Origin of the sequence: Burkholderia ubonensis, from assembly GCF_902833085.1 — a bacterium.
Taxonomy (GTDB): Bacteria; Pseudomonadota; Gammaproteobacteria; order Burkholderiales; family Burkholderiaceae; genus Burkholderia; species Burkholderia ubonensis.
The window spans coordinates 593,963-612,293 of record NZ_CADFEB010000006.1 but is presented as its reverse complement, the minus strand read 5'-3'; the positions used below and the strand labels follow the sequence as shown (position 1 = coordinate 612,293).

At 68.1% G+C, this 18,331-nt stretch carries 16 protein-coding genes; 5 read left to right on the top strand and 11 right to left on the bottom strand.

Features of this window, described 5'->3' with window-relative positions:
* Both HWX31_RS19815 and HWX31_RS19810 read left to right on the top strand, forming a co-directional pair.
* The coding region (locus tag HWX31_RS19815; protein WP_175933950.1) for a hypothetical protein at positions 1 to 616 on the top strand (616 nt) is incomplete at its 5' end.
* Positions 617 to 619: 3 nt separating this feature from the next.
* Positions 620 to 1,615: a DUF6708 domain-containing protein gene (locus tag HWX31_RS19810; protein WP_174963105.1), complete on the top strand. Its 996-nt coding sequence runs from the start codon at positions 620 to 622 to the stop codon at positions 1,613 to 1,615.
* Positions 1,616 to 1,771: 156 nt separating this feature from the next.
* Here HWX31_RS19810 and HWX31_RS19805 read toward each other — a convergent pair whose 3' ends face one another.
* The 5 genes from HWX31_RS19805 to pdxR form a co-directional block, all read right to left on the bottom strand.
* The gene (locus HWX31_RS19805; protein WP_481971381.1) at positions 1,772 to 2,824 is read right to left on the bottom strand and encodes a porin; all 1,053 of its coding nucleotides are present in this window, start codon (positions 2,822 to 2,824) and stop codon (positions 1,772 to 1,774) included.
* A 140-nt stretch (positions 2,825 to 2,964) separates the two neighbouring features.
* Positions 2,965 to 4,032, bottom strand: a complete 1,068-nt coding sequence (locus tag HWX31_RS19800) for an ABC transporter ATP-binding protein (protein ID WP_174963109.1) — start codon at positions 4,030 to 4,032, stop codon at positions 2,965 to 2,967.
* Positions 4,025 to 5,800, bottom strand: coding sequence for an ABC transporter permease (locus HWX31_RS19795; protein WP_174963111.1), 1,776 nt, complete (start codon positions 5,798 to 5,800; stop codon positions 4,025 to 4,027). Before HWX31_RS19795 ends, HWX31_RS19800 begins: the two co-directional genes overlap by 8 nt.
* A gap of 93 nt (positions 5,801 to 5,893) precedes the next feature.
* Positions 5,894 to 6,982 carry an ABC transporter substrate-binding protein gene (locus HWX31_RS19790; RefSeq protein WP_174963113.1) on the bottom strand — a complete coding sequence of 363 codons (1,089 nt, stop codon included), beginning with the start codon at positions 6,980 to 6,982 and terminating at the stop codon, positions 5,894 to 5,896.
* Positions 6,983 to 7,085: 103 nt separating this feature from the next.
* Positions 7,086 to 8,582: a MocR-like pyridoxine biosynthesis transcription factor PdxR gene (pdxR, locus tag HWX31_RS19785; protein ID WP_174963115.1), complete on the bottom strand. Its 1,497-nt coding sequence runs from the start codon at positions 8,580 to 8,582 to the stop codon at positions 7,086 to 7,088.
* Between the two features lie 104 nt (positions 8,583 to 8,686).
* Between pdxR and HWX31_RS19780 the strand changes: the two genes are divergently transcribed.
* The 3 genes from HWX31_RS19780 to HWX31_RS19770 all read left to right on the top strand — a co-directional run bounded on the left by HWX31_RS19780 (position 8,687) and on the right by HWX31_RS19770 (position 12,151).
* Positions 8,687 to 9,907: a multidrug effflux MFS transporter gene (locus tag HWX31_RS19780; RefSeq protein ID WP_174963117.1), complete on the top strand. Its 1,221-nt coding sequence runs from the start codon at positions 8,687 to 8,689 to the stop codon at positions 9,905 to 9,907.
* An 86-nt stretch (positions 9,908 to 9,993) separates the two neighbouring features.
* The gene (locus HWX31_RS19775; RefSeq protein ID WP_042587762.1) at positions 9,994 to 10,665 is read left to right on the top strand and encodes a response regulator; all 672 of its coding nucleotides are present in this window, start codon (positions 9,994 to 9,996) and stop codon (positions 10,663 to 10,665) included.
* 76 nt (positions 10,666 to 10,741) lie between these two features.
* Complete coding sequence (locus HWX31_RS19770; RefSeq protein WP_174963119.1) at positions 10,742 to 12,151, top strand: sensor histidine kinase; 1,410 nt, start codon at positions 10,742 to 10,744, stop codon at positions 12,149 to 12,151.
* A 28-nt stretch (positions 12,152 to 12,179) separates the two neighbouring features.
* Here the strand turns inward: HWX31_RS19770 and HWX31_RS19765 are convergent, their stop codons facing one another.
* The 6 genes from HWX31_RS19765 to HWX31_RS19740 all read right to left on the bottom strand — a co-directional run bounded on the left by HWX31_RS19765 (position 12,180) and on the right by HWX31_RS19740 (position 18,308).
* Entirely contained in the window at positions 12,180 to 13,046 is an 867-nt protein-coding gene (locus HWX31_RS19765; RefSeq protein ID WP_174963121.1) for an MOSC domain-containing protein, read from the bottom strand.
* A gap of 77 nt (positions 13,047 to 13,123) precedes the next feature.
* Positions 13,124 to 14,080, bottom strand: coding sequence for an ABC transporter substrate-binding protein (locus HWX31_RS19760; protein ID WP_174963123.1), 957 nt, complete (start codon positions 14,078 to 14,080; stop codon positions 13,124 to 13,126).
* A gap of 47 nt (positions 14,081 to 14,127) precedes the next feature.
* Positions 14,128 to 15,312, bottom strand: a complete 1,185-nt coding sequence (locus HWX31_RS19755) for a c-type cytochrome (protein ID WP_174963126.1) — start codon at positions 15,310 to 15,312, stop codon at positions 14,128 to 14,130.
* 35 nt (positions 15,313 to 15,347) lie between these two features.
* A complete protein-coding gene (locus tag HWX31_RS19750) occupies positions 15,348 to 16,166 on the bottom strand; it encodes an ABC transporter ATP-binding protein (protein WP_174963128.1) in 819 nt (272 codons plus the stop codon).
* Entirely contained in the window at positions 16,160 to 17,254 is a 1,095-nt protein-coding gene (locus tag HWX31_RS19745; protein WP_174963130.1) for an ABC transporter permease, read from the bottom strand. Before HWX31_RS19745 ends, HWX31_RS19750 begins: the two co-directional genes overlap by 7 nt.
* A 4-nt stretch (positions 17,255 to 17,258) precedes the next feature.
* Positions 17,259 to 18,308, bottom strand: coding sequence for an ABC transporter substrate-binding protein (locus HWX31_RS19740; protein ID WP_059610711.1), 1,050 nt, complete (start codon positions 18,306 to 18,308; stop codon positions 17,259 to 17,261).
* Positions 18,309 to 18,331 lie beyond the last annotated feature (23 nt).

The following is an 18,331-nucleotide window of genomic DNA, read 5'->3' as shown; positions in this document are numbered from 1 at the left end:
GGCTCGCCCTGAAATCAAGGCGGGGGTCATTGTCGGGATCTTTGCTGCCGCGACGGTGATTGGGTATTACGGAGATTATGTACGGGGCGGAAAGACGGAGTTGCTGGGATTGAATTTTGGTGCGGCGGTGACGGCGTTTTTGGGGATTACGGTGGAGGTAACCGGACGTTCAATGCAAAAAATGCCTTGGATGGAAAGTGCGATTGGTCGGGTGCTTGCCGCCTTGCGCATTGCTCGTGATTTCAATTCTGGTTGGTTGATTGAAACAGGGAAATGGTTGGGTGTTGCAGGTGGGGTCGGGATGGGGATTGTTTCTATAATTCAGGGTGTAATGGAGATAAAATATAATTTTGGAATTAGTGTGCTGATGATTGGAATGGGAGTGGCAACCGGATATGTCGCATTTGCGATAGTTGATGCCTCTTTAATGGCTGCTGGTGTTTATTTTGTGATTGGTGTGCTGATTGCTGCGGCTTTATGGGTGATTTCAGAATTCCAGAGTAATGTGGTTCAGAAATGGATGGCTCAATCAAAGCTTGGGAAATTATCGATGGAAGATAAATTTCCTTCGTTGCTGGATCAACGGACTGTGCTCATAAAAATTGCGAACGGATGAGTCATGGAAAGTGGATTTTTTGCTCCGTTTAAAGTGCCGCGGAAATATTCGTATTACGAGCGACGTCATTATGGTTTGTCGCGAGACTCAAGGCTGCTGGTTGGCGAAGAACCTGATGACCGATCTAGCCTGACTAAGTTGAACTCAAGCTATCTCGAAATGATAGATAGATGGTATTCGATCCGCGGGGGTATATCCACCATTTTCAGGGTTGCAATTGCAATAATTTTTTTTGCAATGATTTTTGTTGCATTTTGGAATATATTGATTGTTGAGTTGTCCGGTGAAAAGCATTATTTAATTGATGCTGCTGTGGTTGTTGGGTTTTCATTGATGTCGTGGGGTATGGTGCGAATGATCAGGCGAACATTGGGGCGAGAATTTTTCTCATATTCTTATTTTCCAATCCGCTTTAACCGTCAAGCGCGAATGATCCATGTGTTTCGCCATAATGGTCCGAATGGAGTGTTGTCTGTGCCATGGGATCAAGTGTATTTTCATGTCGGACAAGGTGAAGTCAACCGCGACCTCACTGATATCCGCGGTCACGTAATGGACGGCGATAACGTGATCGATACCTTTGCCGTCGGCCATTTCTTCGGTCGCGATGAGCAACCGGTTCGCCAGATCTGGAAATTTCTTGTCGTCTATATGGAGCAGGGCCCGCAAGCGTTACCCAAGGACATGGTGATTCAGACCTCGACCAGCCGAAGCTGGACGAACTGCTTCCTTTGGGCCAAATCGTATTGCAACATCTGGCTGCCGATACCGTTGATTACCTGGGTCGCGACGGCGCTGGTAACCTGCATGCGCTGGCTCGTCATGCAAAGCTGCAAAGAGCCTGTCTGGCCCGCCGAAATCGAGGCGACGTCGACCATCGAACCGAACGATCCCTACCAGTGGGCGGAACCGAAGTTCACAGGCGAGTTTGCCAAGGACGACAAGGTTTGGGCCGCAATGCTTGCACGGGCGAAACGCCGTGATAAACGAGAACATTGACTGACGTCGATTCAAATTGGGGAGGGCTGCAGCAATTTGCATTGTATTTGGATCTTTCATTTCCATCTTGATGTCAGCAAATGAGCGAAAAAGGGCGGCGTGAAGCCACCCGTCGGTGCAAAGGCAAGCGTTGTTCGCCGCTCTGCGCCGTCATGCTCAGAAGCGCTGCTGAATCCCCACCGTCGCCCCGACCTGCGTGGTGCCATACCCCGCGAAATCGCGCGACACGCCGACCTTCTGCCCGTGCTGCGCGATCGCGAAGCCGCCGGACGCGTACAGCACCGTGCGCTTGGACAGCGCGTAGTTCGCGCGCACCGAGACCAGCGTCGGATCGGCATCGGTGCCGCCCTTGATGTTCTGGTGATACACGGCCGCGATCAGCGAGAACGCCGGCGTGAACTGGTACGACCCGCCGACCCAGACCATGTCGCTCAGCTGGCTCGCCGCCGCGGTGCGGAACGTGCGCTTGTAATTGCGATAGCCGGCCATCGTCTTCAGGTTGCCGAAGTCGTAGCTCAGGCCCGCGTGGATACCCTGGATGTAGTTGACCGGGTCGGCAGGCGTCACGCTGTCGGCCGCGCCGTTCTGCCGGTCGAACGTGACGACCGCGGCCAACGGCCCCTTCTCGTAGCCGAGCGCGAAGTCGTACTTCGAGCTGGTCTTCACGCTGCCGGCCACGTTGCCGAACCCGTACATCGCGCCGAACTTGAAGCCCGCGTATTCGCCGTCGTAGCGCACCGCGTTCGACGAGCGCGTGAACAGGCCGTCCTTGCGTCCACCCGTCGCGGTCGAAGCGGACGCCCACGAGTAGTTCTGCGCATAGCCCATCGGGTCGAACGGCAGCATGTAGTCGTAGCTGACGGTGAAGTTGCGGCCCAGCGTGAGCTCGCCCCATTTGCCTTTCAGGCCGACGGTCGCGCGGCGCGCGAAAATCGAGTCGGGGCCGTCGTCGGACGCGCCGTTCGCGAGGTCGATCCCGCTTTCCAGGCGGAACACGGCCTTCAGCCCGCCGCCGAGATCCTCGACGCCGCGCAGGCCCCAGCGCGACGTGTTCTTGTTGCCGGACTTCAGCTTGAACGAATTGCCGCCTTCGGGAGCGGCATGATTCGCGAATTCGATGCCGGCGTCCATGATCCCGTAGATCGTGACGGACGACTGCGCGTAGGCGGCGGGCGCGGCGACGCACGCGGCGGCCGCCGATCCGGTTATTACTACTGTGCGAAAGGAACGTGCTGCGCAGGACTTCATTGACGGTGTCTCCGTGGTTTTTGTGGGTGAGGGAAATCGTGGCGCGCACGGCGCCTCGGCGGATGCCGGGCGACATCCGCCGGGGTTGGCCGCCGCGCGGGTCAGCCGGCCTTCGCGAACGCCCAGCAGTCGTTGGTCGGGAATTCGAGCCAGTGCTTGCCGGCCGCGCGCGGCACGTGGCCGAACGCGCGCAGGCGCAGGTCGCCGCAATGGAACAGGTATTCCCAGCGGTCGCCGAGATACATCGACGTGACGAGGTCGGCCTGCAGCCGGTTCGCGCCGGGGCCGTCGGCGACCTGCACGCGTTCGAGGCGGATCACCGCCTGCGCGTCCTGGCCCGGTGCGAGCGTGTCGCGGGCGAGCGCGCGCAGCTGCCAGCCGTCGCCGGCGAGCGTCACGCATTCGCCGTCGACGGCCGCGACGCGCGCGTCGATCCGGTTGTTGCTGCCCATGAATTCGGCCGTGTACAGCGAGCGCGGCGCGCCGTAGAGTTCGGCCGGCGTGCCTTCCTGCTCGATGCGGCCGTTGCGCAGCAGCAGGATGCGGTCGGACATCGCCATCGCCTCGGTCTGGTCGTGCGTCACGCAGAGCGCCGACAGCCCGAGCGATACGATCAGCTCGCGCAGCCACGCGCGCGCTTCCTCGCGCAGCTTCGCGTCGAGGTTCGACAGCGGCTCGTCGAGCAGGATCACCGGCGGGTTGTAGACGAGCGCGCGCGCGATCGCGACGCGCTGCTGCTGGCCGCCGGAAAGCTGGTGCGGATAGCGCTCGGCGAGATGCCCGAGGCCGAGCTGGTCGAGCGCGCTCTGCACGCGGCGCTTCTGCTCGGCAGGCGCCACGCGGCGCAGCTTCAGTCCGTAGCCGACGTTGTCGGCGACGGTGCGGTGCGGCCACAGCGCGTACGACTGGAACACGAGCCCGAGCGAGCGCTGCTCGACCGGCAGGTCGACGCGTTGTGCGCCGTTGAAGAACACCTGGTCGTCGAGCTGGATGCGGCCGCCGGACGGCTGCTCGAGGCCCGCGACCGCGCGCAGCAGCGTGGTCTTCCCGCTGCCCGACGCGCCGAGCAGGCACACGACCTCGCCGGCTTTCAGTTCGAACGACACGCCCTTGAGGATCGGGTTCGCGCCGTAGCTCAGATGCAGATCGTCGACGATGAGCTTATCCATGAAGTTTCACTCCGAAGCGCAGGGCCACGCCGAGACCGGCGCCGACCATCGCGATGTTGATGACAGAGAGCGCGGCGACCTGGTCGACGGCGCCGGTCGCCCACAGCGACACGAGCAGCGCGCCGATCACTTCGGTGCCGGGCGACAGCAGGTAGACGGCGGTCGAGTATTCGCGCTCGAAGATCATGAAGATCAGCAGCCACGCGGCGAGCAGGCCGAAGCGCACGAGCGGCAGCGTCACGTCGAGCGATACGCGGCCGCGCGTCGCGCCGACGCTGCGGCCGGCTTCCTCCAGCTCCGGCCCGACCTGCAGCAGCGCGCTCTGGATCAGGCGCATCCCGTACGCGAGCCACACGACCGTGTACGCGATCCAGATGCTCCACATCGAGTTCTTAAGCTCGCGCAGCCCCGGCACGAACAGGAAGATCCACAGGAACGCGAGACCGGCGAGCAGGCCCGGCACCGCGCGCGGCAGCAGCACGAGATAGTCGAGCAGCTTCGTCGCCCAGTCGTGGCGCCGGTGGCCGGCGAACGCGACGAGCGAGTAGAAGCCGATCGCGATCGCGCCGCCGATCACGCCGATGCCGAGCGTGTTGACGATCGCGCGCACGAGGTTGTCCTGCTCGAACAGCTCGACGAAGTTCGCGAGCGTCAGCACCTCGGCGAGCGCGACGCCTTCGCCCCAGTTGGTCACGAACGCGCGCAGCACGATGCCGGAGATCGGCACGATCACGGTCAGCGCGAGCCACGCGGCGACGATCGCGAGCGCGACCCAGCGCCACACGCCGAGCGGCAGGACGGTCGTGCGGCCCGCTTTGCCCTTGACGGTGACGAAGCGGTTCGCGGTCTTCAGCAGCCGGCGCTGCAGCAGCACGAGCGGGAACGTGATCGCGACGATGCACACCGCGACCGCGGCCATCAGGTGATACGACGGCACGCCGAGCTTGTTGGTCAGCTTGTACAGGTAGGTCGCGAGCACGAGGTGGCCTTCCGGATCGCCGAGCACGAGCGGCAGCCCGAACACCTCGAAGCCGAGGAAGAACACCAGCACGCCGGCGAACAGCAGCGCGGGCATCGTCATCGGCAGGCTCACGTCGAGCGCGACGCGAAATGGCCGCGCGCCCGTCACGCGCGCCGCTTCCTCGACGTCGGAGCCGAGGTTGCGCAGCGCGGCCGACGAATACAGGTACACGTGCGGCACGTGCGTAAGGCCGACGATCAGCGTGATCGCGAAGATCGAATAGACGTTCCAGGGCACGGATTCGGCGCCGAACAGTTCCTTGAACCACACCGAGTAGAAGCCGACCGGGCCGACCGCGACCACGTAGCCGAACGCGAGCACCATCGGCGACACGAACACCGGCGTGAGCAGCAGCGGCTCGAGCCAGCGGCGGCCGGGCAGGTCGGTGCGCACCATCAGGAACGCGAGGATGCCGCCGAGCGGAATCGAGATGAACAGCATCCCGCCGGCGATGATGAACGAGTTCTTCACGGCCGACCAGAAGTCGGGATCGCTGAAGATGAAGCGGAAGCCGTCGACGCCGAGCGTGCGGTTCGCGTCGAAGAACGGCGCGGACAACAGGCTCTGGAACAGGATGAAGCCGAGCGGCAGCGCCACCGCGACGGTCAGCACCGCGATGACGATCCAGCGCAGCATGCCGGCGAGCGGCTGCAGGCTGCTGGCGCGCAGCGCGGGAATCGTGCCGTCGGCGCCGCCGCCGGTCTGCGGTACGGCCGGCGGGGTGCCGGAGGTACTGGTTGAAAGCATGAGTTCGCCCCTGCGGCCCGCGGGCCGCATCATGAGAGTCGTCGGGAAGGGGGGCGCGTCGCCCGCGATGCGGGGCGACGCGCTATGCGGCGATCAGCGCTTGATCGACTGCTGCCACTGCTTGAGGAACGCGAGGCGCTTCGACTGGTCGAGGTAGACGAGCAGGCCGGTGCCGATCTGGATCGGCTTCAGCGAATCGCCGAGCTCCTTCGTGAGGCTCGCGGCGGACGTCTCGCCGTTCACGTCCGCGCGGATCGCATACAGGTTCGACTGGTTCGCGATCAGCGTCTGGCCGCGCTGCGACAGCAGGTAGTCGACCCACAGCTTCGCGGCGTTCGGGCTCTTCGCCTTCTTCGAGATCGTCGCGAGGCGGCTCACTATCTGCGTGTAGTCCTTCGGAAACACGTAGCCGATCGACTTGTCCTTCTTCGCCTTCGCGTATGCATACGAGCCGATGATGTTGTAGCCGACCAGGTTCTCGCCGGACGAGATCCGCTCCATCATCGCGCCGGTGCTCGACTGCAGCTTCGGGCCGGTCGCGCCCATCGCCTTCACGAGCTCCCACGTGACCTTCTCGTTCAGGTGCGCGTCCTGCGTGAGCGCATTGAAGCCGACGCCCGACTTCTCGATGTCGTAGGTCGTAACCTTGCCCTTGAACTTGTCGGGCTGCGCGGCGAGCAGCTTGATCAGGTCCGCGCGGGTCTTCGGCACTTCGGCGTCGGGAATCAGCCGCTTGTTGTAGACGATCGCGAGCGGCTCGAACGTCGTGCCGTATGCCTGCTTCTGGTATTGCGCCCATTGCGGCACGTGGGTGCTTTCGGGCGACTCGTACGACGCCATCAGGCCGTCGTTGACGAGCTTGACCTGCAGGTCCATCGCCGAGCTCCACAGCACGTCGGCGCTGGTGCTGTTCGCCGCGTTCTCGCTGATGTAGCGGTTGTACAACTCGGTGCTGTTCATGTCGTTGTATTCGACCTTGACGCCGTACAGGCTTTCGAAGTCCTTGATCAGCGGGCGCACGAGGCCCGTGTCGGTCGTCGAATAGACGATCAGCTTGCCTTCCTTCTTCGCGGCGTCGACGACGCCCTGGTAGTTGCCCGGGTATCCGGCCGGAACCTGCGCCCAGGCGGCGCCGGCGACGATCGACAGGATGGCGGCGAGGTGCTTCGGTGCGAACGGCATGTCTTCCTCCAATTGCGCGTCTGTGTTGTTCGAGTGACGCGGATGGTAATTGCGGCGCACTTTCAGCCCGCTTTCATTTCCGTTCACAATGGCGCGGTTTGTGTCATGGATTTCCCGAGGTCGGCGCCAGCAGCTTGCCGAGGAGCCGGCCGCCATACCGCGCCTGCGCGGCCGTCAACGCCGCATAGCCGACGATCACGCCCGCCGCGAGTTCGGCGCTGCGGCAAAAGCTGCGGATCGCCTGCAGCGACACGCCGGCTGCCTGGGCCTGCGCGACGTACGACGCGTCGTCCATGCCGGGCGGCAGCCACAGCACGAAATGAAAGCCCGCGTGCTCGCCCGACACCGCGTACTGCCCGTTGCCGTGTTTCGCCAGCTGTTCGAGCACGAGGTCGCGCCGATGGCGGTACGCGTGACGGCTCGCGCGCAGGTGCTTCGCGAACTCGCCGCCTTCGATGAAGCGCGCCAGCGCGAGCTGCGGCGCCACGCCGACGGCGCGCCCGGTCACGCGCCACACGGCCGACAGCGCCGGCCGCAGCTCCGCCGGCACGACCATGAAGCCGACGCGCAGCCCGGAGAACAGCGTCTTGTTGAACGAGCCGCAGTAGATCACGCGATCGCACGCGTCGAGCGACTTCAGCGCGGGAAGCGGCGCGGCCTGGTAGCCGAATTCGCCGTCGTAGTCGTCCTCGACGATCCACGCCCGATTGCGCTGCGCCCAGTCGAGCAGTTCGAGCCGGCGCGACACCGACATCGTGATGCCGAGCGGCGCCTGATGCGCGGGCGTCACGTAAGCGGCGCGCGCATCGGGATGCCGGTCCAGCGCGGCCGTCTCGATTCCTTCGCGGTCGACCGGCACGTCGATCACGGTCGCGCCCGCCATCGTGAAGATCTGCCACGCCGACGCGTAGCCCGGATCTTCCATCAGCACCGTGCTGCCGGGCGAGAGCACGGTGCGCGCGACGAGATCGATCGAATGCCGGATGCCGGTCGTGATGAAGATGTCGTCGGGGCCGCAAGCGATGCCGCGGTATTCGCGCAGGTAGCCGGCGATTTCGGCGCGCAGGCTTTCGACGCCTTGCGACGGCGTCGAACCGAGGTCGCTCGCCGTGGCGGCAAGCAGGCTCGCCCCGACGGCCTTCTTCCATTGCTGCATCGGCAGCAGGTCGGGATCGGCGAGCCGCGCGATGAACGGCACGCCCGGGCGCACCGCATGTTCGGGCGCGGCCGTGTCGGGCGCTGCTGCCGGCTCGGGAGCCGCGACGGAGGGGCGGGGGCCGTTCTCCCGCGACTGCGCGGACGCGCGCAGATAGCTGTCCGGCACCACTGCGCACACCCGCGACCCGGACCCTCGCGTTCGCGCGATGTAGCCCTCGGCGCATAGCCGGTCGTAGGCCGCTTCGACCGTGCCTCGCGCCACGCCCCAGCGCGCGGCGAGGGTCCGGCTGGACGGCAGCGGACTGTCGCCGGGCAGCAGGCGTTTCAGGATCGCGTCGCGCAGCGCGTCGGCAATGCATTCCTGCTTCGACTGCGGGCTTTGCGTCGACAGCCCGGGCGGGCACGGCAGATCGAGCGGAATCGCGGCTTTGCCTCGCGTCATAGTGGTCCAGTCTGGATTCGAATTAATGGCCCTTCAGCTTATATCACTTTCTCCCTAGATTCTTGCCGGTGACATTCCGAAACTGCTGGAGATGGATACGCCGTATGAAGACCCGCTCGTTGCCCCAGTGGGGCTGGTTGTTGCTGTTGATGCTCGTCGTCTGCCTGCCGCGCGTGACGATCGACGCCTACCTGCCGTCGTTGCCCGCGATGGCCGACGCGCTGCACGGCACCGATGCCCAGCTGCAGCTCACGCTGACCCTGTACATGGTCGGCTATGCGCTGTCGATGCTGGTGTCAGGGCCGTTGTCCGATCGGTACGGCCGCCGTCCCGTCCTGCTCGGCGGCCTGTGCCTCTACGTGGCCGCGAGCGTGGCGTGCGCGTTGTCGACGAGCATCCCGGCGCTCGTCTGCGCGCGCATCTTCCAGGCGCTGGGCGGCTGCAGCGGCACGGTGATCGGGCGCGTGATCGTGCGCGAGCGCTTTCCGGCCGCGCTGCAGGCGACGATGCTCAGCCGCATCTCGGCGGGCATGGCGCTGTCGCCGGTGATCGCGCCGCTGGCCGGGAGCGCGGTCGCCGAATGGCTCGGCTGGCGCGGCGTGTTCGCGTGGCTCGCGGCAGGGGGGCTCGTCGCGACGGCGATGGTGCTGCGCCACTTGCCCGAGACCCGCGAACGCGACACGCGTCCGACGCCGGGCCCGGGGCTGCTGCGGACCTACGCCGGGCTGCTTCGCGAGCGCCGCTTTCTGCGCTACTCGCTCGCGATCAGTCTCGTCTACTGCACCTACTTTCCGTTCATCGCCGAATCGTCGACGCTGTTCCAGCGGCAGATGGGCGTGTCCGGCCCGGTCTATGCGGCGATCTTCGGCGTGACCGTGCTCGGGTATCTGATCGGATCGAGCGTGTTCCGGCGCAGCAGCGGCCGATGGAAGGCCGATGCCGTGATCGCGGCGGCGGCCTGCGTCAACGTGGCCGGCGCCGTCATGCTGTGGGCCAGCGGCGCCGTCGCGCCCGCGTCCGCCGCGGCCATCGTCGTGCCGATGTTCTTCGTGATGATCGCCGTCGGGATCGCGATTCCGGCCTGCCAGTTCGCGGTGATGCAGCCTTACACGACGATCGCCGGCACGGCGTCCGGGCTGTTCTTCTTCATCCAGATGGCGATCGCCGCCGGGTGCGGCGGCGTGCTGGCGTGGTGGTCGGACGGCACCGCCCGGCCGATGATCGCGGTGACCGTGTGCGCGAGCGTCGCGTTCCTGGGCGTGGTCGTCGGCCTGCGCGAGCGCAACGCCGGGCCGGCCGCTGGTGCGTCGAAGGCGGCAGGCTGACGCGCGCCACAGGTGTTTCCGAGAGGCGTCACGGCGGAAAGGATCATGTAATGTAGCGGCCTGACGTTTGCCTGACAGGAATACCGATGCGTGTGCTGCTCGTCGAAGACAACCCGATCCTGGCGCAGTCGCTGTCCGACGCGCTGGCCGCCGCGCGCTTCGCGGTCGATCACATGGCGGACGGCGAGGCGGCGGACCACGTGCTGCGCACGCAGGATTACGCGCTGGTGATCCTCGACCTGGGGCTGCCGAAGCTCGACGGGCTCGAAGTGCTGCGGCGGCTGCGCGCACGGCGCAATCCGGTGCCGGTGCTGATCCTCACCGCGCACGGGTCGGTCGAGGACCGTGTGAAGGGCCTCGATCTCGGCGCCGACGACTATCTCGCGAAACCGTTCGAGCTGACCGAGCTGGAGGCGCGCGCCCGCGCGCTGATCCGGCGCAGCCTCGGGCACGAGCATTCGAAGGTCGAATGCGGGCCGCTCGCGTTCGACAGCGTCGACCGCAGCTTCCGCCTGGCCGGCGACGCGCTGCCGCTCACGCCGCGCGAGCGCTCGGTGCTCGAGGTGCTGATCCTGCGCAACGGCCGCGCGATCAACAAGGAGACGCTGTCGGAGAAGATCTTCGGGCTCGACGAGTCGGTCAACGCGGACGCGATCGAGATCTACGTGTACCGGCTGAGGAAGAAGCTCGAGAACAGCGGCGTCGCGATCGTCACGCTGCGCGGGCTCGGCTATCTGCTCGAGGCGAAGGCTGAATGAACGGCCCCCACGCTCACGTTCGTTCGCTGCCCCCCGAGGGGGCGCATGCCCCCCTTGGGGCGGCCCGGCGGGGGACATGGTGACGCGGCCGAACCTGCGGACGCAGGTCGCGCTGTGGCTGCTGCTGCCGCTGCTCGGCCTGCTCGCGCTCGATTCGTGGCTCACCTACCAGCGCGCGATGAGCGCCGCGCACGTCGCGTTCGACCGTACGCTGTCGTCGTCGCTGAAGTCGATCCGCGAAGGCGTGCGGCTCAACCAGGGCGAGATCGAGGTCGACCTGCCGTATCTCGCGCTCGAAATGCTCGAATCGAGCGACGGCGGCAAGATCTTCTACCTGATCCGCGAGGACAGCGGCCGCGCGGTGACGGGCTACCCCGATCTGCCGCTGCCGCGGGGGCGCGACGCGGGCGACGGCGCGCTGTTCGTCACGCGCTACTACGATGCGGTCTATCGCGGCGAGCGGCTGCGGATGGCGGCGTTGCGGCTGCCGGTGCACGACGTGCCGAGCGCGCAGTCGCGCATCGTGTGGGTGATGGTCGGCGAGACGATCGAGGCGCGCCAGGCGCTCGCGCGCGAGATCCTGATGGGCTCGCTGCTGCAGGAGGGGCTGCTCGTCGTGCTCGCGCTCGGCATCGTGTGGCTCGGCGTCGGGCGCGGGCTGCGGCCGCTGAACCGGCTGTCGGCGACGGTCGCCGCGCGCGCCGAGGACGATCCGACGCCGCTCGACACCGGCGGGATGCCGAGCGAGCTCGCGCCGCTCGTCGACTCGATCAACCAGTACATCGGACGCACGCAGCGGATGCAGGTCGCGCGGCGGCGCTTCTTCGCGGACGCCGCGCACCAGCTGAAGACGCCGCTCGCGGCCGTGCAGGCGGGCGTCGAGCTGGCGCTGCGGCCCGCCGAGCAGCCGCGCGTGAACGTCCATCTGCGGCGCGTGAACGGCGCGGTGCGGCAGGCGGCGAAGATCGTCCAGCAACTGCTGTCGCTGTCGCGGCTCGATTCGGACAGCGGGCACGCGGTCGCGCACCAGCCGGTCGCGCTGCACCGGCTCGCGCGCAGCGTGACGCTCGACTGGTCGCCGGTGGCCCGCGCGCGCGACATCGATCTCGGCTTCGAGCACGAGGCCGATGTCGACGTGCTGGGGCAGTCCGATCTGCTCGGCGAGATGATCGGCAACCTGATCGACAACGCGATCCGCTATGCGGGCGACCGCGCGGTGATCACCGTGCGCGTGTCGCGCGACGGCGAGCATGCGCGGCTCGACGTGATCGACAGCGGGCCGGGGATTCCGGCGGAAGAACGCGATGCGGTGTTCGAGCGGTTCCATCGCGGCAGCAAGACGCAGACCGTCGAAGGCACGGGGCTCGGGCTGTCGATCGTGAGGGAGATCGCGCGGGTGCATCAGGGGAGGGTCGCGCTCGGCGACGCGGCGGGCGGCGGATTGGTCGTCGCCGTGATGCTGCCCGTGCGGCGTGAGGTTGCCTAGCGGGTGTCCCGCCGGGCAGCGTTCGGCTTCAGTCGCCGAACCCGATTTCCGCGTCGAGCGCCTGCCCGACTTCGAGAAAACGCCCCGCGCCGCGCACGACGATCGCGTTGTTGCCGAACGTCAGCGCGCCGTCGAAATGCGGGTTCGCGCGGTAGGTCTGCAGCGTGTCGGTCGGCTCGTGCGGCCATGCGGGATCGGGTGCGCCGGTGCGCTGGTCGATCGTCGGCATCGGGCAGCGCGTGCACAGCTTCACGAGGCGCAGCCGCACCGGCGTGTCGCCGTCGGCGTCGAGGTGCTCGATGAAATCCTCTTCAAACGCGTCGATGCCCGACACGACCAGGTTCGGACGGAAGCGGTCCATCGGAATCGCCGGCGCGCCCTTCGCGACGAGGCGTGCGTTCAGGTCGTCGAGCGATGCCTGGCCGATCACGAGCAGCGGGTAGCCGTCGGCGAAGCGGGTCGATGCGTCGAGCTCGCCGGTCCATTTGCGGCTGCATGCGCGCCGCGCATCGGGCGCGAAGCGCGCGAGCTTCGCCGGCATGCCGAGGAATTCGCTGAACCAGGCGGCGGTGGCCGCACCGGTGTCGATCGCGTCGACCGTGTCGCGCCAGACGGTCGCCGCCATCTTCGGCGTCTGCTCCGACGCTTCGCCGTCGAGCGGCGTGCGCAGCTCGGGCATGCCGGGCGCGTTCAGCACCAGCGCGTCACCGTCGAATGCGGGCTGCACGAGCGCGAGGCGCGGATGCGTGCGCTGCGTGATCATCTCGCCGGCCGGGTCGGTCACCATCCAGTGACGGTCGTATGCGAGCCCGGTGTCGAGCAGCAGCGCGCGGCGCAGCGCGATGCCGCCGCAGGATTTGATCGGGTAGACGAAAAGTTCGCTGATGGCTGGCATGGTGCTGGCTTCGACCGACGGGGAAAGTCAAAGCGCGATTGTGCCAGATCGCTTCGTTGCACGTTGGCGCAGCCTCGTCAGGCCGGCAGCGGAAAGCCGCGATCGAACGTCGGGCGCACGTCGAGCGGCTGGCGCAGCAAACCGGCCTTCAGGTAGAAGTCGGCCGTGCGCTGCTGCTCGGCGATCACGGCCACGTCGATCGGCTGCCAGCGCGTGCGGCGCCGTTCGAACTGCAGCTTCGCGGCCGGCTGCGGGATGCCGACGATGCGCGCGAGTGTCGCCGAGAACGCATCGGCATGCCGGTACGACCAGGCCTGCGCGCGCACGACGCGCTGCAGGAAGTCGCGCAGCACGTCGCGTTTCGCGGCGAGCGCGGCGTCGGTCGCCGCGACGTAGCTGAGCCCCGACCACAGTCCGCGGCCGTCGACGAGCACGCGCGCGCGGCCGCTCGTTTCCGCGAGCGCCGTGTACGGCTCCCACGTCGCCCATGCGTCGATCGAGCCGCTCGCGAGCGCGAGCATCGTGTCGGCGGGCGGCAGGAAGCGGAACGACACGTCGTCCGGCGCGAGCCCCGCCGCGTCGAGCGCCTTCAGCGTGACGAAATGGCCGATCGAGCCGCGCGTCGTGCCGACGCGCTTGCCCTTCAGGTCGGCGGCGGTCTTCAGCGGCGCGTCCGGCCGCACGACGACGGCGGTGCCGTACGGGTCGGAGCGGTTCGCGCCGATCACCTTGATCCGCGCGCCCGATGCAAGCGCGAAGATCACCGGCGCGTCGCCGATCGGCCCGCAATCCACCGCGCCCGCGTTCAACGCTTCGGCGAGCGGCGCGGCGGCCGGGAATTCGGTCCACGCGACGTCGTAGGCGAGTCCGTTCAGTTCGCCCGCCGCTTCGAGCAGCGCGCGCAGTCCGCCTTTCTGGTCGCCGGCGCGCAGCAATGGGCGTGTGCCGGTTTGCGCGCGCAGGGTGAGCGGGGCGGCAGCGAGCGTCGCGCAGGCGGCGGCTTGGGTCAGGAAATGGCGTCGGGTCGGGTTCATCGTGAGGCTCGGTCGGTCAAGGAAGGGCTCCGGTCGCGGCGCGGCCGTCAATGCGGCAGGCCGGCCTGCACGTCGCGCACCGGATCGGTGTCGAGGCGCAGCAACAGCGCCGTCAGCGGATCGCGGTCCGCACCCGGTGCGGCGGCGGAACGCGCCGGATCGGACGCGCTGCACAGCAGGTCGGCATCCGACCAGCCGGCGCCGCCGGGCTTTGCCCGCGCGCGCAGCCAGCCGTGGCGGTCGGCGAGGAATTGCGTGCCGCCGAGCGCGTCGGGCGGCGTTCCCGCGATCGTCGCGAAAGCCAGCCACGCGCCGGGCGTCGCGGCGACGCAATTCGCCCGCCCGGCGACGGCCGGGACGGCGATCGGCTCCTGCGCGACCAAAAGCGTCTGCCAGCGCCCGTCCTCGGCCGGCGGCGGCGCGCCGCGCGCGAGCGCGACGACCCGCACGCGCTGGCCTTCGCGCCAGCGTTCGAGCGGCAGCGTCGCGGGCTGTCCGCCGCAGCGCACGTCGAGCGCAGGCAGCGCGACGGGCACCGGCCATGCGCCGTCCGCCTGCGCGCCGCTGCCCGCGGCGAGCGCCTTCAGGTAGTCGAGCACGGCCCACGTGTCGCGCGGGTCGAGCGTCGCGCCGAAGCCGGGCATCGACTCGGCGCCGTGTGCATCGCGCATTCCGTGCCGCACGTGCCAGGCCAGCTCGCCGTCGAGGCGGCGTGCCAGCAGCGTGCCGGCGAACGTCGGCGGCCAGTGCGCGAGCGACGCGGCGAGCGGCCCTTCGCCGCGTCCGTCGGCGCCGTGGCACGCCGCGCAATGACGCTCGTACAGCCGCGCGCCGTGCACCACGCTCGCCACCGAGAACGGCACGGGATTGCGCTGGAAACTGGTCGGCGCGGCCGGCGCGAGCCACAGCGAGGCGCTCGGCCACGGCGCGCACCACGCGGCGAGCAGCGCCGCGCCCAGCGCAACGATGCGATGCCTGCGCGACGCGAGCGCGACGAGTGCGAGCGCTGCCGCGAGCGTCACCAACCCGAATGCGATCGCGAGTTGCCGCGTCAGGCCCGCATCGATGCGCAGCGTCTCGATCGCGATTCGTCGCGCCCATGGCCACGCGGCCTGGCCGTCCGCATCGGCGGTCAGGCCGACGGCGTGCAGCAGCCGCGCGAGCGTCCATTGCAGCCGGTACAGCGCCTGCAGGAACGCGAGCGACCACTCGGGGAACGGCGGCGCGCTCATCGGCGGCGCACCCCGGGCAACGCGGCGCCGCGCATCTACCAGCTCGCGTCGAGACCGAGATGGCGCAGCGCGTCGTGCCGCAGCGCGGCGAGGCGCGGGTCGCCGCGATGGCGCGGATACGGCAGGTCGACGCGCAGTTCCGCGACGATCCGCGCGGGCCGTGGGCCGAACACGATCACGCGCTGCGCGAGGAACAGCGCTTCCTCGACGTCGTGCGTGACGAGCAGCGAGGAGAAGCGCTCGCGCTGCCACAGCGCGGTCAGCTCGGTCTGCATCGTCAGCCGCGTCAGCGAGTCGAGCTTGCCGAGCGGCTCGTCGAGGATCAGCAGGCGCGGATCGTTGACGAGCGCGCGGGCGAGCGCGACGCGCTGCGCCATCCCGCCCGACAGCTGATGCGGGAACACGTTCGCGAAGTCCTGCAGCCCGACGCGCGCGAGCGCATCGTCGACGCGATGCTGCGCGGCGCGCTGCACGCCGCGCGCCTCGAGGCCGAGCGCGACGTTCGCGCGCACGCGGCGCCACGGATAGAGCGTCGGGTCCTGGAACACGACGATGCGCGACGGATCGGGGCGCGCGATCGGCACGCCGTCCTGCGCGATCGTGCCGTGCCGCGCGGCGTCGAGGCCTGCGACGAGCCGCAGCAGCGTCGATTTCCCGCAGCCGCTCGGGCCGAGCAGCGCGACGAATTCGCCGGCGGCGACCGACAGCGTGACGTCGTCGAGCACCGGCAGCGCGCCGCCCGCGCCGCCTTCAGTGTCGAACGCATGGCTCACGCGGCGCACCTCGATGCGCGCGCCGCGCGGCGCTGCGGCGGCCGGCGTGGAGACAGGGGAGTCGAGCGCGGCGCTTACCATTTGACGGTTCCTTTCTGCCATGCGAGCGTGCGGTCGCGCACCGCGAACAGCAGCGCGATCAGGCCGGAGAACAGCAGCGCCATCACGATCAGCGCCGCGTACATGTTCACGTACGACGCCCAGCCCTGCGCCCAGCTCAGGTACCAGCCGAGCCCGGACTTGACGCCCATCATCTCGGCGACGACGAGCACCGTGAACGATGCGCTCAGGCCCATGAAGATGCCGACGAACACGTGCGGCAACGCGGCGGGAATCGCGACGCGCAGCACGAGGAAGCGCGCGTTTGCGCCGAGCGTGCGGGCGACGTCGTAGTACTGCTTGTCGACGCTCGCGACGCCGGACCAGGTCAGCACCGCGACCGGGAAGCCGGTCGACAGCGCGATCAGGAACGTCGCGGCCGAATAGCTCGACGGAAAGAAGTAGAAGGTGAGCGGCAGCAGCGCAGTGGCCGGCACCGGCCCGAGCACGCGCAGCAGCGGATGCACCCAGTAGCCGACCCGGCGCGACCAGCCGATCGACACGCCGAGCGCGAACCCGGCCGCGACGCCGTACGCGAACCCGACGCCGAGCAGCTTCAGCGTGTTGCCGGCGCTGCCCAGCAGGCGCGGCCAGTCGTCGACGTAGACCTCGATCAGCGCTTGCGGCGGCGCGAAGAACGGCGTCGGCAGCCAGCCGGTCTTCGCGGTGGCGATTTCCCACGCGGCCAGCACGAGCGGCGCCGCGACGAGCCACGGGCCGGCCGGCTGCACGCGCGCGAGCGGCGCGCGCAGCGCGGCCACGCGCGGGCCGAGCGTCGCCAGCGCGAGCAGCAGCGCGGCGATCGCCCACGCGGCGGTGCCGAAGGTGTCGGTGTACGCCCAGTCGCTGAAGCCGACGATGCGGTTCGGCCACAGCCGCGTCACCGCGCCGAGCGCGCCCCAGGCGAGCGCTGCCGCGATGCCGGCCGGCCAGACGCGCGCGCGGCGGGCGTCGGCCGCTTGGGTTGCTTCGCACGTGGAGCAGGCGATGCGGGATGCCGGCGCTGTGACGAGCGTACCGGCCGGAGCCGACGTGGCGCGCGCCACGGAAACCTGTTCGAGCGTCGACATCGCGTCACCCCAGCACGTTCGCATAGACCTGCTGCGCGAAGCGCTGCGGGTCGGTGCTCTTCTTGATCACGCCGATCCGGCGGAAGTCGTCCGCGTAGAACGCGATTTCCTGCTGCAGGTCGACGCTGGTCGGGTGGTGCGTGTACGTGAGCGTCGCATACAGCTTGCGCAGGTCTTCCGGATCGATCTTCGGCGAATACTTCGCGAACACCTTCGCGGCTTCGTTCGGATTGTCGTGCGTGAACTCGGTGGCCTGCACGATCGAGCGCGCGAGCGCGGCGGCGGCCGGACGGTCGTTGCGCACGAGCTCGCCGCGCGCGCCGATCACGCAGCACACCTTGCGCGCGTATTCGCCGGACAGGTTCGTCGCGAGCTCCGCGTACTTGCCGGCGCTGCGCTTTTCGAGCAGGTACAGGTTCGGGTCGCCGTCGGCGATCGCGTGAATCTCGCCCTTGTCCGCCGCGACGCCGAGCAGGTCGGCCGGATATTGCCGCCACGTGATGTCGCGCTCCGGATCGATGCCGTTCTTCGCGAGCAGGATCGAGAAGAAATGCTTGCCGGGCGCGGCGAGATCGCTGACGCCGACCGTCTTGCCCTTCAGCGCCTGCAGCGTCGTGACGCCGGCCGCCTTCGCGCCGACCAGCCGCACGCAGCCGCCGTGCGAGCTGCCGACGATCTTCACGTCGAAGCCCGCTTCGAGCGGCTTGAGCCAGCGATGGATCATCCCGACCGCCGCGTCGGCCTTGCCGGTCGCGATCGATTCGAGCAGCTGGTCGGTCGAGCCGCTGTAGTTGATCAGGTCGACCTTCAGGCCGTTCTTCTCGAAGAAGCCGCGCTCCTGCGCGACGACGATCGGCGTCAGGCAGAACGCGTTCTGGTTCCACGCGAACGTCAGCTTCTTCAGCGGCGTCGCGGACCACACGCGGCGGCCGAGCGTGAGCGCGGGCGCGGCGAGCGCGGCTGCGCCGGCGGCGCGCAGCAGGCGGCGGCGCTTGCCGTCATGCGCATCGTGCGCATCGTGCGTCTCTGGCACGGTGGCGGTAGGGTGTGTCATCGTCAGGTCTCCGGTCGTGCGGG